The 15,908-nt window shown below is 63.8% G+C and carries 12 protein-coding genes and 2 pseudogenes; 5 read left to right on the forward strand and 9 right to left on the reverse strand.

Translation table 11 applies throughout. The annotated features are described in order from the left end of the window. Window positions 1–38 precede the first annotated feature (38 nt). From APH36_RS15215 to APH36_RS15235, 7 genes and pseudogenes are all read right to left on the reverse strand, one after another. Window positions 39–1,337, reverse strand: coding sequence for an MFS transporter (locus APH36_RS15215; RefSeq protein ID WP_060499317.1), 1,299 nt, complete (start codon window positions 1,335–1,337; stop codon window positions 39–41). 369 nt (window positions 1,338–1,706) lie between these two features. Further along, the gene (locus APH36_RS15220) at window positions 1,707–2,300 is read right to left on the reverse strand and encodes a hypothetical protein (RefSeq protein WP_060499318.1); all 594 of its coding nucleotides are present in this window, start codon (window positions 2,298–2,300) and stop codon (window positions 1,707–1,709) included. A 92-nt stretch (window positions 2,301–2,392) separates the two neighbouring features. Beyond that, window positions 2,393–3,526: an HlyD family secretion protein gene (locus APH36_RS15225; protein ID WP_060499319.1), complete on the reverse strand. Its 1,134-nt coding sequence runs from the start codon at window positions 3,524–3,526 to the stop codon at window positions 2,393–2,395. Next, on the reverse strand, window positions 3,523–5,172 hold the full coding sequence (locus APH36_RS15230; RefSeq protein ID WP_060499320.1) for an MFS transporter: 1,650 nt from the start codon (window positions 5,170–5,172) through the stop codon (window positions 3,523–3,525). Before APH36_RS15230 ends, APH36_RS15225 begins: the two co-directional genes overlap by 4 nt. A gap of 71 nt (window positions 5,173–5,243) precedes the next feature. Then, window positions 5,244–5,514 (reverse strand): annotated as a pseudogene (locus APH36_RS32700) (TonB-dependent siderophore receptor); the annotation flags it as partial. 31 nt (window positions 5,515–5,545) lie between these two features. Continuing rightward, window positions 5,546–5,607, reverse strand: a pseudogene (locus tag APH36_RS33220) (RNA polymerase subunit sigma); the annotation flags it as partial. Window positions 5,608–5,692: 85 nt separating this feature from the next. Further along, window positions 5,693–8,209 carry an excinuclease ABC subunit UvrA gene (locus APH36_RS15235; RefSeq protein WP_060499321.1) on the reverse strand — a complete coding sequence of 839 codons (2,517 nt, stop codon included), beginning with the start codon at window positions 8,207–8,209 and terminating at the stop codon, window positions 5,693–5,695. Between the two features lie 160 nt (window positions 8,210–8,369). On the opposite strand from APH36_RS15235, the gene APH36_RS30845 reads away from it, so the two are divergent. The 5 genes from APH36_RS30845 (at window position 8,370) to APH36_RS15260 (ending at window position 14,226) form a co-directional block, all read left to right on the forward strand. Next, window positions 8,370–9,182, forward strand: a complete 813-nt coding sequence (locus tag APH36_RS30845; RefSeq protein WP_082426401.1) for an RHS repeat-associated core domain-containing protein — start codon at window positions 8,370–8,372, stop codon at window positions 9,180–9,182. Between the two features lie 182 nt (window positions 9,183–9,364). Continuing rightward, on the forward strand, window positions 9,365–10,540 hold the full coding sequence (locus APH36_RS15245; RefSeq protein ID WP_060499323.1) for a M20 aminoacylase family protein: 1,176 nt from the start codon (window positions 9,365–9,367) through the stop codon (window positions 10,538–10,540). An 82-nt stretch (window positions 10,541–10,622) separates the two neighbouring features. Beyond that, window positions 10,623–11,933: a citrate-proton symporter gene (locus APH36_RS15250; RefSeq protein ID WP_060499324.1), complete on the forward strand. Its 1,311-nt coding sequence runs from the start codon at window positions 10,623–10,625 to the stop codon at window positions 11,931–11,933. Then, window positions 11,930–13,384, forward strand: a complete 1,455-nt coding sequence (locus APH36_RS15255) for an amidase (RefSeq protein ID WP_060499325.1) — start codon at window positions 11,930–11,932, stop codon at window positions 13,382–13,384. Before APH36_RS15250 ends, APH36_RS15255 begins: the two co-directional genes overlap by 4 nt. 68 nt (window positions 13,385–13,452) lie before the next feature. Then, window positions 13,453–14,226, forward strand: a complete 774-nt coding sequence (locus tag APH36_RS15260) for an IclR family transcriptional regulator (RefSeq protein ID WP_060499326.1) — start codon at window positions 13,453–13,455, stop codon at window positions 14,224–14,226. 50 nt (window positions 14,227–14,276) lie between these two features. On the opposite strand, the gene APH36_RS15265 is transcribed toward APH36_RS15260, so the two are convergent. Beyond that, a complete protein-coding gene (locus APH36_RS15265) occupies window positions 14,277–15,188 on the reverse strand; it encodes a LysR family transcriptional regulator (protein ID WP_060499327.1) in 912 nt (303 codons plus the stop codon). Window positions 15,189–15,204: 16 nt separating this feature from the next. Next, complete coding sequence (locus APH36_RS15270; RefSeq protein ID WP_060499328.1) at window positions 15,205–15,861, reverse strand: HAD family phosphatase; 657 nt, start codon at window positions 15,859–15,861, stop codon at window positions 15,205–15,207. Window positions 15,862–15,908: the final 47 nt, after the last annotated feature.

Raw genomic sequence — 15,908 nt, forward strand, 5'->3', positions numbered from 1 at the left:
GAGCGGTAACTTCAGGGGCCGCAAAGCGGCCCCTGGGATCAATGATATTCCGAGCGCTGTGCTGGTGCCGGGTTTTCTACCGGCTCCAGCGGCGGATGCTCCTGCGCGGCGTGCATCAGGTCTTCGGTCACGCGCAGTTCGGCGCCGGTTGGCGAGAACGTGGTCGAAGCCGTAAACGGCGCCGGGTGCTCCGCCGCCGGGCGTTTGCCACGGCGCCACATGAAGAAGCACACCATGCCCAGGTTGACCACGGCAAAGGCCCAGAACAGGCCGGCCTCGCCAAATTCGGTCATCATCGGCGACATGGCGACCGGCGCCATGGCGGAGCCCAGCGAGTTGATCAGCAGCAGGCCCTGAATCATCGGTACCAGCGCATCGGACGGTGCCCGGTCGGCGGCGTGGCTGACCGCCACCGGGTACAGCGTGAACACGCCGCCCCCCAGCAGGAAGAGCATGGCTGGCAGCAGGAACGAGTCCGACGGCAGGAACACCGTGACCAGTGACAGCACCACACACAGCGCGGCCAGGGCGATCAGCACATCCTGGCGGTCCTTGCGGTCGGACCAGCGCCCGACCGGGTATTGCAGCAGCATGGCGCCGAGGATCACCCAAGCCATCATGTTACCGACCTCGCCCACCTCCAGGCCGATGCGTTGCAAATACAGCGGCAGCAGGGAATAGATCCCGGCAATGGCCACGCCCGAGCCGAAGCAGCCCACCAGGCCCGACGGTGCCACACCCAGCAGCTGGCGGGGTTTGAGCGGTTCGACCTGGTCCAGCAGGGGCGATACCCGCGGCAAGATCACGATGGGCAGCACCGAAAGTGAAGCCAGCACGCCAGCCAGCATGAAGGGGGCGGTGTCACCCAGCTGCGTGATTTCGCCAAGTCCGGCCTGGGCGATTACCCCGGCGCCGTAGAAGGCGATCATGTACAGCGCAAGCAGGCGGCCGCGGATCTTGGCGTCGCCGGCCAGCAGCAGCCAGCTTTCGATCACCAGGAACACGCCGACCGCTGCCCAGCCGTTGATCAGGCGCAGCACAGACCACCAGGTGACGTCGTAGAACAACCCTTGCAGCAGGATGGTCGCGGCGATCAGCGAAGCGAAGCTGGTGTAGGCGCGGATATGGCCGATGCGCAAGATCAGCCGGTCGTTGAAGATTGCACCCAGGGTCAGGCCGATGAAGTAGGTCGACGAGACAATACCGATGGTGGTGGCTGATTCACCGGCAGCGCCCAGGCGCAGGGTGGTCAGGGAAGACATGAAGCCGTTGCCCAGGGCAATGATGAACAACCCGAGCAGGGGCGCCAGCGCCATGGCCAGCAAACGCGGAGACATACGTACCTCTAGTTGGATGAGCGGAATGAGCGCCTTCTCGGACGCGCACACCGGCCCGACCCGGCAAGGGGCGAGTGGCTACACGGATGCGACCTGGGCAAGACTCAACCGCTGGGCCCTTTGGGAAATGGGCCGCGCGGGGAGGGTTGAGCCTATTTCACATGTGCATTCATGTGTTCAGGCACGGACTCTGTCATTGCTGCCGGTTGCCACCGTTCAAGGCGACGGGCGAAAAGGAGGCGCGATTCTACGGGCTTGCGCAGTTTTGCCCAAGGGGCAGTGGTATGCGACGAGACGCCGCAGTCTGTGGGCGACATGAATGTGTCTGTGGCAGACAAGCCAGTGCTGCAGGGCAAACCCGGCAAGCCACTACCTGTCCCGCAGTTGCCATCCCTGATGGGTCAGCACCATGGCCCGGGTATCTTTGAGCGGCGCATCATGACTGGCCACAGCCTTGCCCAGTTCGGCAATGCTGGCTTTGACCTGTTCATCACCGGCCCATGCCGGTAGCCCGGTAATCGTGTAGGCATAGGTCACATTCGATGTCTTCTGTCCCGTGGCTTCGCTTGGCGCGCTGAACTGTTCGATCGCTGTTACCTGCGCCTTGCCAAAGCACAGGCCGTGGTCCGCCTTGTAATACTTGCGGCCTTCGTCGGTAAGCGCGTAGGCATAGTAGATGTCCGTACGTGCCGGTTGCCACAGCCGGGCAGGCACCTCGGTGCGCGAGATTTCCCTCTCACTGACCACGCCCACCCTGGCCAAGGCATGCAGCGCCTTGTTGGTGCCGTGCAGGTCGAAGTCCTGGGTCTTGGTGGGAAATGAGCTGATGACGAAGCAGTGCGGATACTGGGTGTCGAGGTAGGCCTGGGCGGCTTTCCTGAAACCGGCCTCGGGGGTGTCACTGCTGTCGGAGCAACCTGTCAGGGTTGCCAGCAGCGCCAGCGGCATGATCTTCCTGTACATGGTGAAACGTCCTTGAATGGCGAAGATAAAACCGATGGCTGAAGATTAGAACCCACGGGTTAGAGCGGCGCAATCGTGGCAAGACGGCATCGCTATGGCTCACCTCGGGTATCGATACTGACGACCACCGACATGCCTGGGCGCAGTCGCCTGGCGTCGTCCTGGCCGGCATCCACAGTAATGCGCACTGGAATTCGCTGGGCAATCTTGACGAAGTTGCCGGTGGCATTGTCCGCCTGCAGCAGGGCGAACTCCGAGCCGGTGGCTGGCGATATCTGCTGTACATGCCCTTGCAACTTCAGGTGGTTCAGGGCATCCACGGTGAACGTCGCCGGCTGGCCGATGCGTACATTGGCCATCTGGGTTTCCTTCATGTTGGCGATGACCCACAAGGTGTCGGGTACCAGCGCCATCAACTGCGCGCCAGAATTCACATAAGCCCCCAGGCGTGTGCCGATCTGCCCCAGCTGGCCGTCGCGCGGGGCGGTGACGCGGGTATTGTCGAGGTCGATGCGCGCCAGTTCCACGGCCGCCTTGGCATTCTCCACCGATGCTTCCAGCGCGGCCTGGTTGACCACCACCGTTTCACGGTCCTGGCGGGCGATTTCCAGCGCTGCCTTGGCCTGGGCCAGGCTGGCGACCGCTGCCGCTTCGCTGGCACGGGCCAGGTCCAGGTCGCGCCGCGACACCGAGCCGTCGTTGACCAGCGCCTGGTTGCGGCTCAGGTCGGCTTTGGCCTTGACCGCCTGGGCCATCGCATCGCCGATGGCCGCCTGGCGCTGGGCGATGGTGGCTTCGGCACTGTTGCGCTGCTGCAGGTTGTTGGCCAGTGCTGCCTGTTGTTGCTGCAGTTGGGCAATGGCCTGTGCCAGGCGCTGTTTGTAGATGCGGTCGTCCAGTTGCACCAGGAGGTCACCGGCCTTGACGAACTGGAAGTCGTGCACCGGCACGTCGACAATGTAGCCACTCAGTTGTGGGCCGATGATGGTCACCTGGCCGCGTACCAGCGCATTTTCGGTACTTTCGATGGCGCTGCCGAACGGTGGCAGGCGCCAGGCATACAGCACCAGCAGGATGCCGGCCAGGGCCACACAGGCGAAACTGATTGACGAGAGGATGCGTACCCGCCGCGAACGTACCGGGCTGGTAGGCTCGCTGGGTGGTGTGGCACCTTCCGGGGTTTCGGCGATGGCGGTGGTGGTCGTGGTGCGGGTGTCGTCGGTCATCGGTTGGGCGCGCCGGGGGTGGAGTCGGTGAGGGCGGCCTGGCGTTTTGTGTACCAGAGCCAGGTGCTACGGATGCAGATCCAGATCATTGTCAGGATAGCGATACCGCCAATCAGCACGAACACGTCGTTGTAGGCCATGATGTTCGCCTCGCGGGTGGCGGCGCTGGCCAGCAGGCGCATGCCGGCTTCGCTACGCAGGGCCGGGTCGGCGATGATGCCGCCGTAACCGCTGCCGCCGCTCTGCACACGCGCATTGACCAAGGGTTCGAGGTAGCTGAGGCGGTCCATCAGGTGACTGGAATGGAATTTTTCCCGCCAGGTCTGGAAGGTGCCCAGCAACGCCGCGCCAATCAGGCCACCGAGGTTGTTGCAGATGCCGAACAGTACCGAAAAGCTCACCAGGTTGCGTGGGTTGGCGCGCACATGGCTGATGCCCAAGGCCATCGACGGGCCGAGAAAGAAGGTGCTGCCAAAGGCCAGCAGAAACTGGCTGAAGTACATTTGTGCCGGGCGCGTGAGGTTGCTGGAGCTGCTGTCCATGAAGGCGCCGGCAGCCATGGCCAGCAACGAGACGAACAGCGGAATCACCAAGTGGTTGGGGTTGATGGTGAGAGCGCTGCTGGCCAGGCCTGCCAAGGCACCCAGCAGCATGATCCAGTACAGCGTGCGCATTTGCTCGCTGCCCATGTTCAGCGCCTGCAAAAAGCCGACTGCGCCCGTGGACTGTTCGGACGTGACCATGCGGATCAACACCACGCACAGCGCCAGGCGAATGACTGCACCGCTGCCCAGCCAATGGGTCATCAACAACGGGTTCTGCCGGTTGTGCTCGATGGCCAGGCCGCTGAAGAGCAGGCCGATCGAGGCCGCCAGCGCCACGCCGATCCACGGCGCCTCCAGCCACCAGTCGATGCGCCCCAGCGACAGCACGGCGCAAAGCAGGGCTGTGCCACTGGCGATCAGGGTGAAGGTGAGGAAGTCCAGGGGCTCGAAGGTCTTGAAACGGTCACCGGGTGGCAACTTGAGCATCAACACGCAACCCAGCGCGGCCAGCGCCAGGCCCAGCTCGAACAGGTACAGGCCACGCCATTCGGCGATTTGCAGCAGGTCTTCGGAAAAGATGCGTGCCAGCGGCAGTGCCAGCTGCGAGGCGCCCAGGCCCAGCACCATTGCCTTGAGCCGCCATTGCGCCGGGAACGCCTGGATCATGTAATACAGCCCCAGCGAGCTGAGCGCGGCACCGACCATGCCGTGGGCCGCGCGTACCGCGATGGCCGAGTTGAGGTCGTTGACCAGCAGGTGGGCGAAGGTGACCAGGGCGTACAGCACCAGGAACACCTCGGTGAAGGCACGCAGGCCGAATTGTTGGCGAAACTTCACCAGCAGCAGGTTGATGGACACGTTGGTCATGACGTAGGCGGCAGGCAGCCAGGCCATTTCTGCCGTGGTCGCGCCCAAGGCGCCTTGCAGGAACACCAGGTTGGCGGTGACCAACGCGTTGCCAAGGCCACCGGTGATTGCGACCAGCAGGCCGACCACACCGTAGGCCAGGCGCTTGGCTGGCGAATGCAGGGGCGTGGAGGGGGAGCCCGGCAGGCTGGGTTTTTCGTGGGGGAGCCACTGGCGTGGGGCGTACTTGTCCATGGGCAGACTGTACTTGAGCGGCGGTTGCTGCTGCTAGGTGCATGCCTTGGTTTTTGTGGTGGCATTGAGATCGTGTGCATGAACATCGCACCGGTCAGCAGCCGCAGGCCGTCCACCGGCTCACCGAACACATTCAGCTCCACCCCCACCCCCTTGTTGACCTGTTCGCCGTCCATGTTGAAGGTGTCCTGCTGCGAACGACACATGTTTGCAGGGCTTGATCACCAGGCCATACACCGGGGGAGTGATGGATTCGTCGTAAGGCGTGCGCGCACCGGTGCCGGTCGCCCAGCTGTCGACGCTGATCGATTGCCGGCTTACGCCCTCGGTCAGCGGTGCCCTACTGCAACTGCCCTAGCCAACCCTGCAGTCAGCCGTGGTGCTCGGTGTACAGCGTCTGGACCTGCAGGTTGAGGGTAGGTCGGCGGGCGGCATGGCAGGCGCGAGGTTCCGGGAGAGGGGTGCAATCAAGAATTGATCGCAATCTGTGGCCCTGCCTGGAACCTGGCAATGCGCGCTTTTACAAGGCCTCGGCCAAAAACGCCGCTGTGCGGCTTGCCGCACACCCAGCCACCACCTGCGGCGTGCCACTCACCACCACCTTGCCCCCGGCATCGCCGGCACCCGGCCCGATATCGATCACCCAGTCGCTTTGCGCTACCACACGCATGTCATGTTCGACCACCACCACGCTGTGCCCGCCGTCGACCAGGCGGTTCAGTTGCACCAGCAACCGATCGATGTCTTGCGGGTGCAAGCCGTTGGTGGGCTCGTCCAGCACATACAGCGTTGCCCCGCGGGCCGTGCGTTGCAGCTCGGTCGCCAGTTTGATCCGTTGCGCTTCACCACCGGACAGTTCGGTAGCCGGCTGGCCCAGGCGAAGGTAGCCCAGGCCGATGTCCTGCAACACTTGCAGGCAACGCCGCGCCGGTGGCTGTTCGGCAAAGACCTGCAGGGCCTGCTCGACAGTCAGCTGCAGCACTTGGGAAATGTTCATGCCTTGCCAGCTTACCGCCAGGGTTTCAGGGTTGTAGCGGGCGCCATGGCAGGTCGGGCAGGGGGCGTAGACACTGGGCATGAACAGCAGCTCAACGCTGACGAAGCCTTCGCCTTCACAATTGGCGCAGCGCCCCTTGGCAACGTTGAAGGAGAAGCGCCCTGCGTCGAAGCCCTGTGCCTTGGCCTGCTCAGTGGCCGCGAACAGCTTGCGCACGTGGTCGAACAGGCCGGTGTAGGTGGCTAGGTTGGAGCGAGGCGTTCGACCGATCGGCTTCTGGTCGACCTGTACCAGGCGCTTGATGCCGTCCAGCCCAGCGCTGACATGCCCACTGCCGGTCTGCTCAGGCGCGTCCTCCAGGTTTGGTTCTTCGGGCTCGCTGCGTTGCTCGGCATGGCCCAGGTGCGCACCGACCAGCTCCAACAGGGCCTGGCTGACCAGGCTGGACTTGCCCGAGCCGGAAATGCCCGTAACGGCGGTAAAGCAGCCCAGCGGGAAGGCGGCGCTGAGGTTGTTGAGGTTGTTGCGGGTAATGCCTTCAAGTGTGAGCCAGTCTCGGGCCTGGCGTGGCGTGTGTGTGGCCCGGGACTGGGCATTGAACAGGTAGGTGCGGGTGCATGATGGCTCGACCTCGGCCAGGCCTGCGGGCGGCCCGCTGTAGAGGATGGTGCCACCCTGCTCGCCGGCAGCCGGCCCTACATCCACCAGCCAGTCGGCGCGGCGCATGGTGTCCAGGTCGTGCTCCACCACGTACACCGAGTTGCCCGCGTGTTTCAGGCGTTGCAGGGCGTCGAACAACGCTTCGCTGTCGGCCGGGTGCAAGCCGGCCGAGGGCTCGTCGAGCACGTAGATCACACCGAACAGCTGTGAGTTGAGCTGGGTGGCCAGGCGCAAGCGTTGCAGCTCACCCGAGGACAAGGTGGGGGTGCTGCGTTCCAGGGCCAGGTAACCGAGGCCAAGGTCGAGCAGCGTGTCGATGCGCTCCAGCAACTCCTTGGCGATGCGCTGTGCCGCCAGGCGCTTTTCCAGGGTCAGGTCGTCTTGCAGGTGGGCCAGGTAGTCAGCTGCCGCCACTTTGCGGAACACCTCGGCCAACGCCTGCAGTGACAAGTGCGACAGTTCGGCGATATCCAGGCCGGCAAAGGTCACGCCCAGCGCCTCGCGCTTCAATCGCTTACCCTGGCACAGCGGGCAAGGGCTGGGGCGCATGTACTGGGCCACGCGTTTACGCATCTGTGCGCTCTGCGAGTGCATGAAGGTATGCAGCACGTAACGCCGGGCACCCATGAACGTGCCTTGGTAACTAGGCTCCTGCTTGCGCTTGAGTGCGGCGCGGGTCTGCGCGGGCGTCAGGCCGGCATACACCGGCGCGGTAGGCGTTTCTTCGGTGAACAGGATCCAGTCGCGTTGCGCCTGGGGCAAGTCGCGCCAAGGGATATCGACGTCATAGCCCAGCGTTACCAGAATGTCGCGCTGGTTCTGCCCCTGCCAGGCCATCGGCCACGCGGCCACCGCGCGTTCGCGAATGGTCAGTGACGGGTCGGGGACCATGGTCGCTTCGGTCACCTCGAAGACCCGGCCCATGCCATGGCACTCCGGGCACGCGCCCTGGGGCGTGTTTGGCGAAAAGTCTTCGGCATACAGCATCGCTTGCCCGGCCGGGTAGTGGCCGGCGCGTGAGTAGAGCATGCGGATCGAGCTGGACAAGGTGGTCACGCTGCCCACCGAGGAACGCGCACTGGGTGTGCCACGTTGCTGCTGCAGGGCCACGGCTGGAGGCAGGCCTTCGATCGCATCTACGTCTGGCACGCCAACCTGGTCGATCAGGCGCCGGGCATAGGGCGCCACTGATTCGAAGTAGCGGCGCTGGGCTTCGGCGTACAACGTGGAGAAGGCCAGTGACGATTTGCCTGAGCCAGATACGCCGGTAAACACCACCAGCGCATCGCGGGGGATATCGACATCGATGTTCTTCAGGTTGTGCTCGCGGGCGCCCCGCACACGGACGAAGCCGTTTGGGGTGGTTGGGCGTGGGGGCATGACGCAGTCCTTGGCTGTTTCGGAACAGTGCGCCCAAGGTAACAGCTATTGCAGCCATCGTGTGTGGGTAATGTTTCCGCTCAGCAATTCTGCGAGTTATTGATTAAGGATGGTGGGGTTAGTGTGAAGGGGCAAGTAACACTAACAGGAACTGAAAAACATGCGAGCTTCATATTTATTGGCCATTGACCAACAGGCCTCCGTGCACACAAGTAATAACGTTCTGTTGCGGCCCTATACACCCTATGGCTATCAGGGGGGCAAGGGCTGCCCGTTGTTGGCCTTTGCCGGAGAGGCTGGCGCGCTTCTGCCGCAGGGTTATTTACTTGGCAACGGCAAGCGTGCCTATCAAACCGGGACAATGCGTTTTCACAGCCCGGATGCATTCAGCCCGTTTGGTCGTGGTGGGCTTAATGCCTATGCCTACTGTACGGGGGACCCGGTTAACAATGTCGACCGTGATGGTCATTCGCCCACACGGGTAGTCGGGCAAGCAACAGGACTTGTCTGGGGAACGGTGGGTATGTTGTCTTCACTGAACAAGGCATCCAAAGCAATCGTCAAACGTTCAATTGCCAAGGCCAACGGAACGCCAATACCGAAGGAGTTCAACAATTCAAGCCGTACCAATAATGCAATGATATTTGTCGGCGGCCTGGCGGGTACCGTCGTCAAGGCACCCAGTGCAGTGTTTTCTTTTTCAGCGCCCTTTGAGTCAGTGGGAGCTGAACTGATGACCGGGGCCGGAATAGCCGCAAGCTCTCTCGCAGGAGTGGGCAAGCTGAGGCAGCTGTTCAACGATGTCAGATCGACTTATCAGGAAGCCAGATCGAACAGATTGCCACTGGGCAAGTTGGTATTGGAGTCCATCAAGGAAGCCACCGGCTGGAACCGATTACGTGGCCAGGAATCGGCCGTCCTCGACCCCTTGCCTGAACAAGTATTATTAGTTCGCTTCCCCGCCATGAAGTAGTGCTTGCCGTTGCAAGCAATGGCAGCCCTGATCGGCGCTTTCGGTTCCACGCTGTGAAACCAGATTTGATTGTGCTTCATCGCTCCTCGCGCTTATCTGTTCGCAAGCACGACCTGCCTCTGCCGTCGTGACCTCAAGGCGAACAACAAGAACGGGAAACCACCCGCGCGAGGAGACTCTACATGTCCCGACATCAGCACATCCTGGCCTGGCTTGACGATGTGGCAAGCGAGCTGCACGCGATCCGTCACGATATCCACGCTCACCCGGAACTGGGTTTTGAAGAAAACCGCACGTCGGCGCTGGTCGCCCGGTTGCTTGATGCGTGGGGCTATGAGGTGCACACCGGCATCGGCAAGACTGGCGTGGTCGGCGTGCTACGCAATGGCAGCAGCCCACGCCGTCTGGGCCTGCGCGCCGACATGGACGCGCTGCCCATCCACGAGGCCACGGGTGCGACGTACAGCAGCCAGCACCAGGGTTGCATGCACGCCTGCGGCCATGACGGTCACACCACCATGCTGCTCGGCGCCGCGCGCTACCTGGCGGCGACCCGGCAGTTCGACGGCACGCTGACGCTGATCTTCCAGCCGGCCGAGGAGGGCCAGGGCGGCGCCGAGGCGATGCTGGCCGACGGCTTGCTGGAGCACTTCCCTTGCGATGCACTGTTCGGCATGCACAACATGCCGGGCCTGCCAGCCGGGCACCTGGGCTTTCGCGAGGGCCCGATGATGGCCTCGCAAGACTTGCTGACGGTGACCCTCGACGGGGTTGGCGGCCATGGCTCGATGCCACACCTGACCGTCGATCCGCTGGTGGCGGCAGCCAGTGTGGTGATGGCGCTGCAAACCGTGGTGGCGCGCAATATCGATGCGCAGGAAGCGGCTGTTGTCACGGTGGGTGCCCTGCAGGCCGGTGAAGCGGCCAACGTGATCCCGCAGCAGGCCCTGCTGCGGCTTAGCCTGCGCGCGCTGAACGCCGAGGTGCGGGCACAGACCCTGGAACGGGTGCGGGCGATCATTGTCAGCCAGGCCGAAAGCTTTGGCTGCAGTGCCAGCATCGAACACCGTCCGGCTTACCCGGTGCTGGTCAACCATGGCGCAGAGAACGCCTTCGCCACGCAGGTCGGGGTGGAACTGCTGGGTGCCGAGGCGGTGGATGCCAACACCCGCAAGCTGATGGGCAGCGAAGACTTCGCCTGGATGCTGCAACGTTGCCCGGGCGCTTACCTGTTCATCGGCAATGGGGTATCGCGGCCGATGGTGCACAACCCGGCCTACGACTTCAACGACGACATCCTGCTGACCGGCGCCGCCTACTGGGGCGCGCTGGCAGAGCGCTGGCTCGCGCCCGCCTGACCTTCCCATTTACGACTGCCGCTGGAACCCGGGTGCGACCGCGCCCGGGTGATCACCCAATCATTGTGTGGAGTGTTCCCCTATGCAGACTTCGAGCACTGGCGTGTCGCGTACCCGGCAGGTGGTCGCTGCCGTTATCGGCAATGCCCTGGAGTGGTATGACTTTATCGTGTATGGCTTTCTGGCCAGCATCATTGCCCGGCAGTTTTTCCCGTCCGACGATGAGTACGCCTCGCTGCTGATGGCCCTGGCTACCTTCGGCGTCGGCTTTTTCATGCGCCCGGTGGGTGGCGTGTTGCTGGGCATGTATTCCGATCGCAAGGGCCGGAAGGCGGCCATGCAGATGATCATCCGGCTGATGACCGTGTCGATCGCCATGATCGCTTTTGCCCCCGATTACCTGGCCATAGGCATGGCCGCGCCGATGCTGATCGTGGTGGCCCGCATGCTGCAGGGCTTTGCTACCGGTGGCGAATACGCCAGCGCGACAGCGTTTCTGGTAGAAAGCGCGCCGGCCCACCGCAAGGGGCTGTATGGCTCGTGGCAACTGGTGGGGCAATGCCTGGCGGTGTTTTCCGGGGCGGCGATGGTCGCCCTGGTGACGCACCTGTGTTCGCCTGAGGCACTGGACAGCTGGGGTTGGCGCATTCCGTTCGTGCTCGGCCTGCTGATCGGCCCGGTGGGGCTGTGGATTCGCAAGCACATGGAAGAGCCCGAAGAGTTCGTCGAAGCGCGCCGCCAGGCCAAGGGCCAGTCGCCCAGCCTGTGGCAGGTGTTGCGTGAGCACCGGCGCAGCCTGCTGGTGTCGATGGGCCTGGCCTGTGGCGCGACGGTGTCGTTCTACGTGGTGCTGGTGAACATGCCGACCTTCGCCCACAAGAACCTCGGGCTGCCGCTGGACCAGGTGCTGCTGGTGCAGATGCTGGCCGTGGGGCTGATGACCGTGGTGATTCCGTTGTCTGGCGCGCTGTCTGACCGGCTGGGGAGGCGCCCGGTGTTGATGGCCTTCACGCTGGCGTTCTTCGTGATGGTCTACCCACTTTATGTGTGGGTGGCCGCCGCGCCGTCCGTGGAGCGCCTGCTGATCATGCAACTGCTGCTGTGCACCGCCATCGGCGGCTTCTTCGGCCCGGCACCCACTGCATTGGCCGAGCAGTTCCCGGTTGAGGTGCGCTCCACCGGTGTGTCGGTGGCCTATAACGTGGCTGTGATGGTGTTCGGCGGCTTTGCCCCGTTGATCGTGACCTGGCTGAGCAAGGTGCTCGGCACCCCGGTGGCGCCTTCGTTTTATGTGCTGTTCGCCTGCCTGCTGACGCTGCTGGGTACCTACTGCCTGAAAGAAGCACCTCGGTTGGCCAAGCCTGCCGCCTTCAACCTTGGAGTAAAACCGTGAAGCCGCTAGCCATCGACCCCATCGTAGCCCTCGATGCCGAGGCATTGTCCCAGGCCATCCATGCCCGCCAGGTGTCGTGTCGGGACGTGATGCAGGCCTACCTGCTGCACATCGAACGCTGCAACCCTGTAGTCAATGCGCTGGTGTCACTGCGCCCGGCCGAAGCGCTGCTGGCCGAGGCCGATGAGCGTGACCGTGAACTGGCCCGTGGCCATTCGCGGGGCTGGATGCATGGCATGCCGCAGGCGATCAAGGACCTGGCAGCCACTGCCGGGCTGCGCACCACCCTTGGCTCCCCCTTGTTTGCCGAACAGGTCCCTGAGCAGGACGCGATCAGTGTTGCGCGGGTGCGGGCGAGCGGGGCGCTGATCGTGGGCAAGAGCAACGTGCCCGAGTTCGGCCTCGGCTCGCAAACCTACAACACCCTGTTCGGTACCACCACCAATGCCTACGACCCGCAGCGTGTGGCCGGTGGCAGCAGTGGCGGGGCGGCAGCGGCGCTGGCCATGCGCCTGCTGCCGGTCGCCGACGGGAGCGACATGATGGGCTCGCTGCGCAACCCGGCGGCGTTCAACAATGTGTTCGGCCTGCGCCCCTCACAGGGCCGAGTGCCCCATGGGCCGGCGCCCGAACTGTTCGTGCAGCAGCTGGCCACCGAGGGGCCCATGGGCCGTAGCGTGGTTGACGTGGCGCGGTTGCTGTCGATACAGGCTGGCGTTGACGCACGGGCACCGCTGTCGCTGAGTGAAGGTCGGCGTGACTTTGCTGCTGGTTTGCAGCGTGATTTCCGGGGCGTGCGGGTCGGCTGGCTGGGTGATTACAACGGCTACCTGCCCATGGATGACGGGGTGATGAGCCTGTGCGAGTCGGCGCTGGCCGATTTTGCCGAACTGGGCTGCCGGGTGGAGGTTTGCCAGCCGGCATTCGACCCCGCGCGGTTGTGGCAATGCTGGCTGACCCATCGCCACTTCCTGGTGCACGGCAACCTCGGGGCGGCCTATGCCGACCCGGTCAAGCGCGCACGGCTCAAGCCTGAGGCACAGTGGGAAGTGGAAGGGGGCTTGCAACTGAGTGCGGCAGCGCTGTACCAGGCTTCGCTGGACCGTAGCGACTGGTACCGTGCGTTGGCCCATCTGTTCGAACGTTACGATTTCCTGCTGTTGCCATCGGCCCAGGTGTTCCCTTTCGATGCACGCCAGCCATGGCCAACGGTGGTTGGGGGGCGGGCGATGGACACCTACCACCGCTGGATGGAGGTGGTGATCGGGCCGACCCTGGCCGGCTTGCCGAGCATCAGCGTACCGGTCGGGTTCAGTGCGGCCGGGTTGCCCATGGGCCTGCAAATCATAGGCCCGGCCCAGGCTGACCATGCCGTGTTGCAGTTGGCGTATGCCCATGAACAGCTCACCCGGTGGGTGGAGCGTTGCCCACCCCAGTGCCTGCAGGTTTGATGAAAGCAGCGAGCAGGCGCGGATCTTGCTGGCTATGCTGACCATCCCCCAACAAGGAGGTCAAACCCATGGGCATCACGGCAGACAGTGGCGGCGTGCGTTCCGTGGAACGGGCGTTGGCCATTGTCGACCTGTTGGGCGAACACCAGGCACTGGGCCTGGAGGAACTGCATTACCTGACGGCGCTGCCCAAGGCCACGGTATCGCGCATGCTTGCCACCTTGCAGGAGCAAGGCTGGGTGTACCGTGGCCTGAGCGACCGGCGCTACCGGCTGTGCGCGCGGCGCCTGTTCGGCGACCGCCAGTTGCGTTTCAAGCGGCGCCTCGTGGAGAGCGCTGCGCCCATGCTGCTGGAGCTGAGCGAACGCACCGGGCTGGTAGCGGACCTGTCGTGCTTCGACGGCGAACGGCTGGAGGTGATGGAAAGTGCCATCCCCCAAGTATTGCGCAAGCGCTATCCGCACACCTGCCAGATTGTTGGGCACCATGCCAGCCTGTTCCATTCGGCGATGGGACGGGCCTGTCTGGGTGAGCTGGCGGAGGACGAAGTGCAGCGCCTGGCGACCCACGAGCGGCTGGGTGATGACACAGTGCTGCGCAATATCGAGGAAGACGCACACAAGGGCTTTGGCCAGCGGACCGAAGGGCACTGGGAGTATCCGGTGCGGTTGCCGTTCCTGATTCGCGCCATCGCCTTGCCGGTGCGTGCCGAAGGGCGCCTGGCCGGGAGCATTGCCTTACACTGGCCACTGGACCAGGCGCCGGTCGAGCGGGTGTTGAACCTGCACCTGAACAGCCTGGCGACTACCGTGGGCGAGGTGCAGCGGGCATTGTCGGTTTGAGGTTTCGGCGTTGGCACCGTGGCAGCAAGGTCGGCATGGCGCACACTGGCTTACCGCTCCAGGCTGTACATCCGGCACTCCGCCAGCAACGCCAGCAGGTTCGGCTCCCGCTCCCGGGCTTTCAGAAACACCACACCGATATGCTGCTGCAAGCGATATTGCGGCTTCAAGGCAATCAACCGGACGCGGTTCTCGTATACCGCGGCGATGCGCCCGGGCAGCAGGGCAAAGCCCACCTCCGAGCTGACCATGCTCAGCAATGTGAAGATATCGTTCACCTGCATGGCCACCTTCGGTTCAAAGCCGGCCTGCTGGAACACCCGTGCACCATCGCGTTGGGTGGCGAAGCCCTGGGTCAGGGTAATGAACGTGGAGTCGGCCAGGTCTGCCAGGTCCACCTCGGCTTGCTCGGCGAAAGGCGAGTCGGTGGGGACCGCGAGGAAGATATCGTCGGAGAACAGCGGCAACTGCTCGCAGGCCGGGTCGCTGACGCTTTCATCAAGGGAGACCAGAATGGCCTCCAGTTCGTGGTTCTTCAGGCGCTGCAGCAAGTCGATGTTGGAGCCCAGGGTGAGGTCGATGTTCAGTTCGCTGCGGCGCAGTTTCAGGCCCATGACCAGCTTGGGCACGGTCTTCACGGTTAGCGAGTAGAGCGCGCCCAGGCGGAAGCGCTCAGCATAGAAGCCGGCGGCCTCACGGGTCTGGCGCACCATCTGCTCAGCGTCCTGGATCAGCTGCCGGGCCTTCTTTTCCAGCACGTAAGCACTTTCCAGCGGGATCAGCTGGCGGCCTTCGTGCTTGAACAACGGGCAGCGCAGGGCGCTTTCCAGTGAGTGGATGGCGCGATGCACACTGACCGCACTGGTGGACAGCTCGGCCGCGGCGCGGCCGAGGTTGCCGGTGCGCATGAAGGCGAGGAAGGTTTCCAGCTTTTTGAGGGTGAGTTCTTCGTCGATCAGCATGGGCGGCCTTGGGCGGTCATTGCATGGATTCGATCAATGCCCACAACGCCGGGTCATCGAAGTCATTCACAACCAGCTTGGCCCCCGCCGCCAGCAACCGCTCCGGCGTTTGCGTCGTGGCCACGCCTACGGTGAAGATGCCTGCGCCACTGGCCGCGGCCACGCCTGGTAATGAATCCTCGAAGGCCAGCGCTTGCGCGGCTTCGGCGCCCAGCCGCTGCAACCCGGTGAGGTAGGGCAGCGGGTCTGGCTTGGGCCGCGCCAGTTCCTCGGCCACCAGCACATGCGCGAAGCGCTGGCCAAGGCCCATAGCATTCAACATGTGTTCGGCATTCAGCCGGGGTGCGTTGGTGACCACGCACATGCCGATGCTGCGCGCCTGGGCATGTGCCAGCAAGCGCAGCAGGCCCGGCATGGGTTCAAGGGAAGGCGATATGTCGCGGAACAGCGCTTCCTTGCGGTCGGCCAGCGCCTTGCACTGTTCGGCGCTGGCGTCGCTGAACAGCTCGGCGAACAGCTCGCCGTTGGCGCGGCCGCTGACCTGGGCATCGAACTGCGCCTGGCTAAGCTCGCGGCCATCGTGCTCACGCAGCAGCTGGCGAAAGGCTTGCAGGTGCAGGGTATCGGTGTCGGTGAGGGTTCCGTCGAGGTCGAACAGCAGAGCGGTCAGCATGAGATATCCAGGTCAAAAAACACAAGCCAGGGGATCATAACCAAAGC

Origin of the sequence: Pseudomonas sp. NBRC 111133 (assembly GCF_001320605.1) — a bacterium.
Classification (GTDB): Bacteria; Pseudomonadota; Gammaproteobacteria; order Pseudomonadales; family Pseudomonadaceae; genus Aquipseudomonas; species Aquipseudomonas monteilii.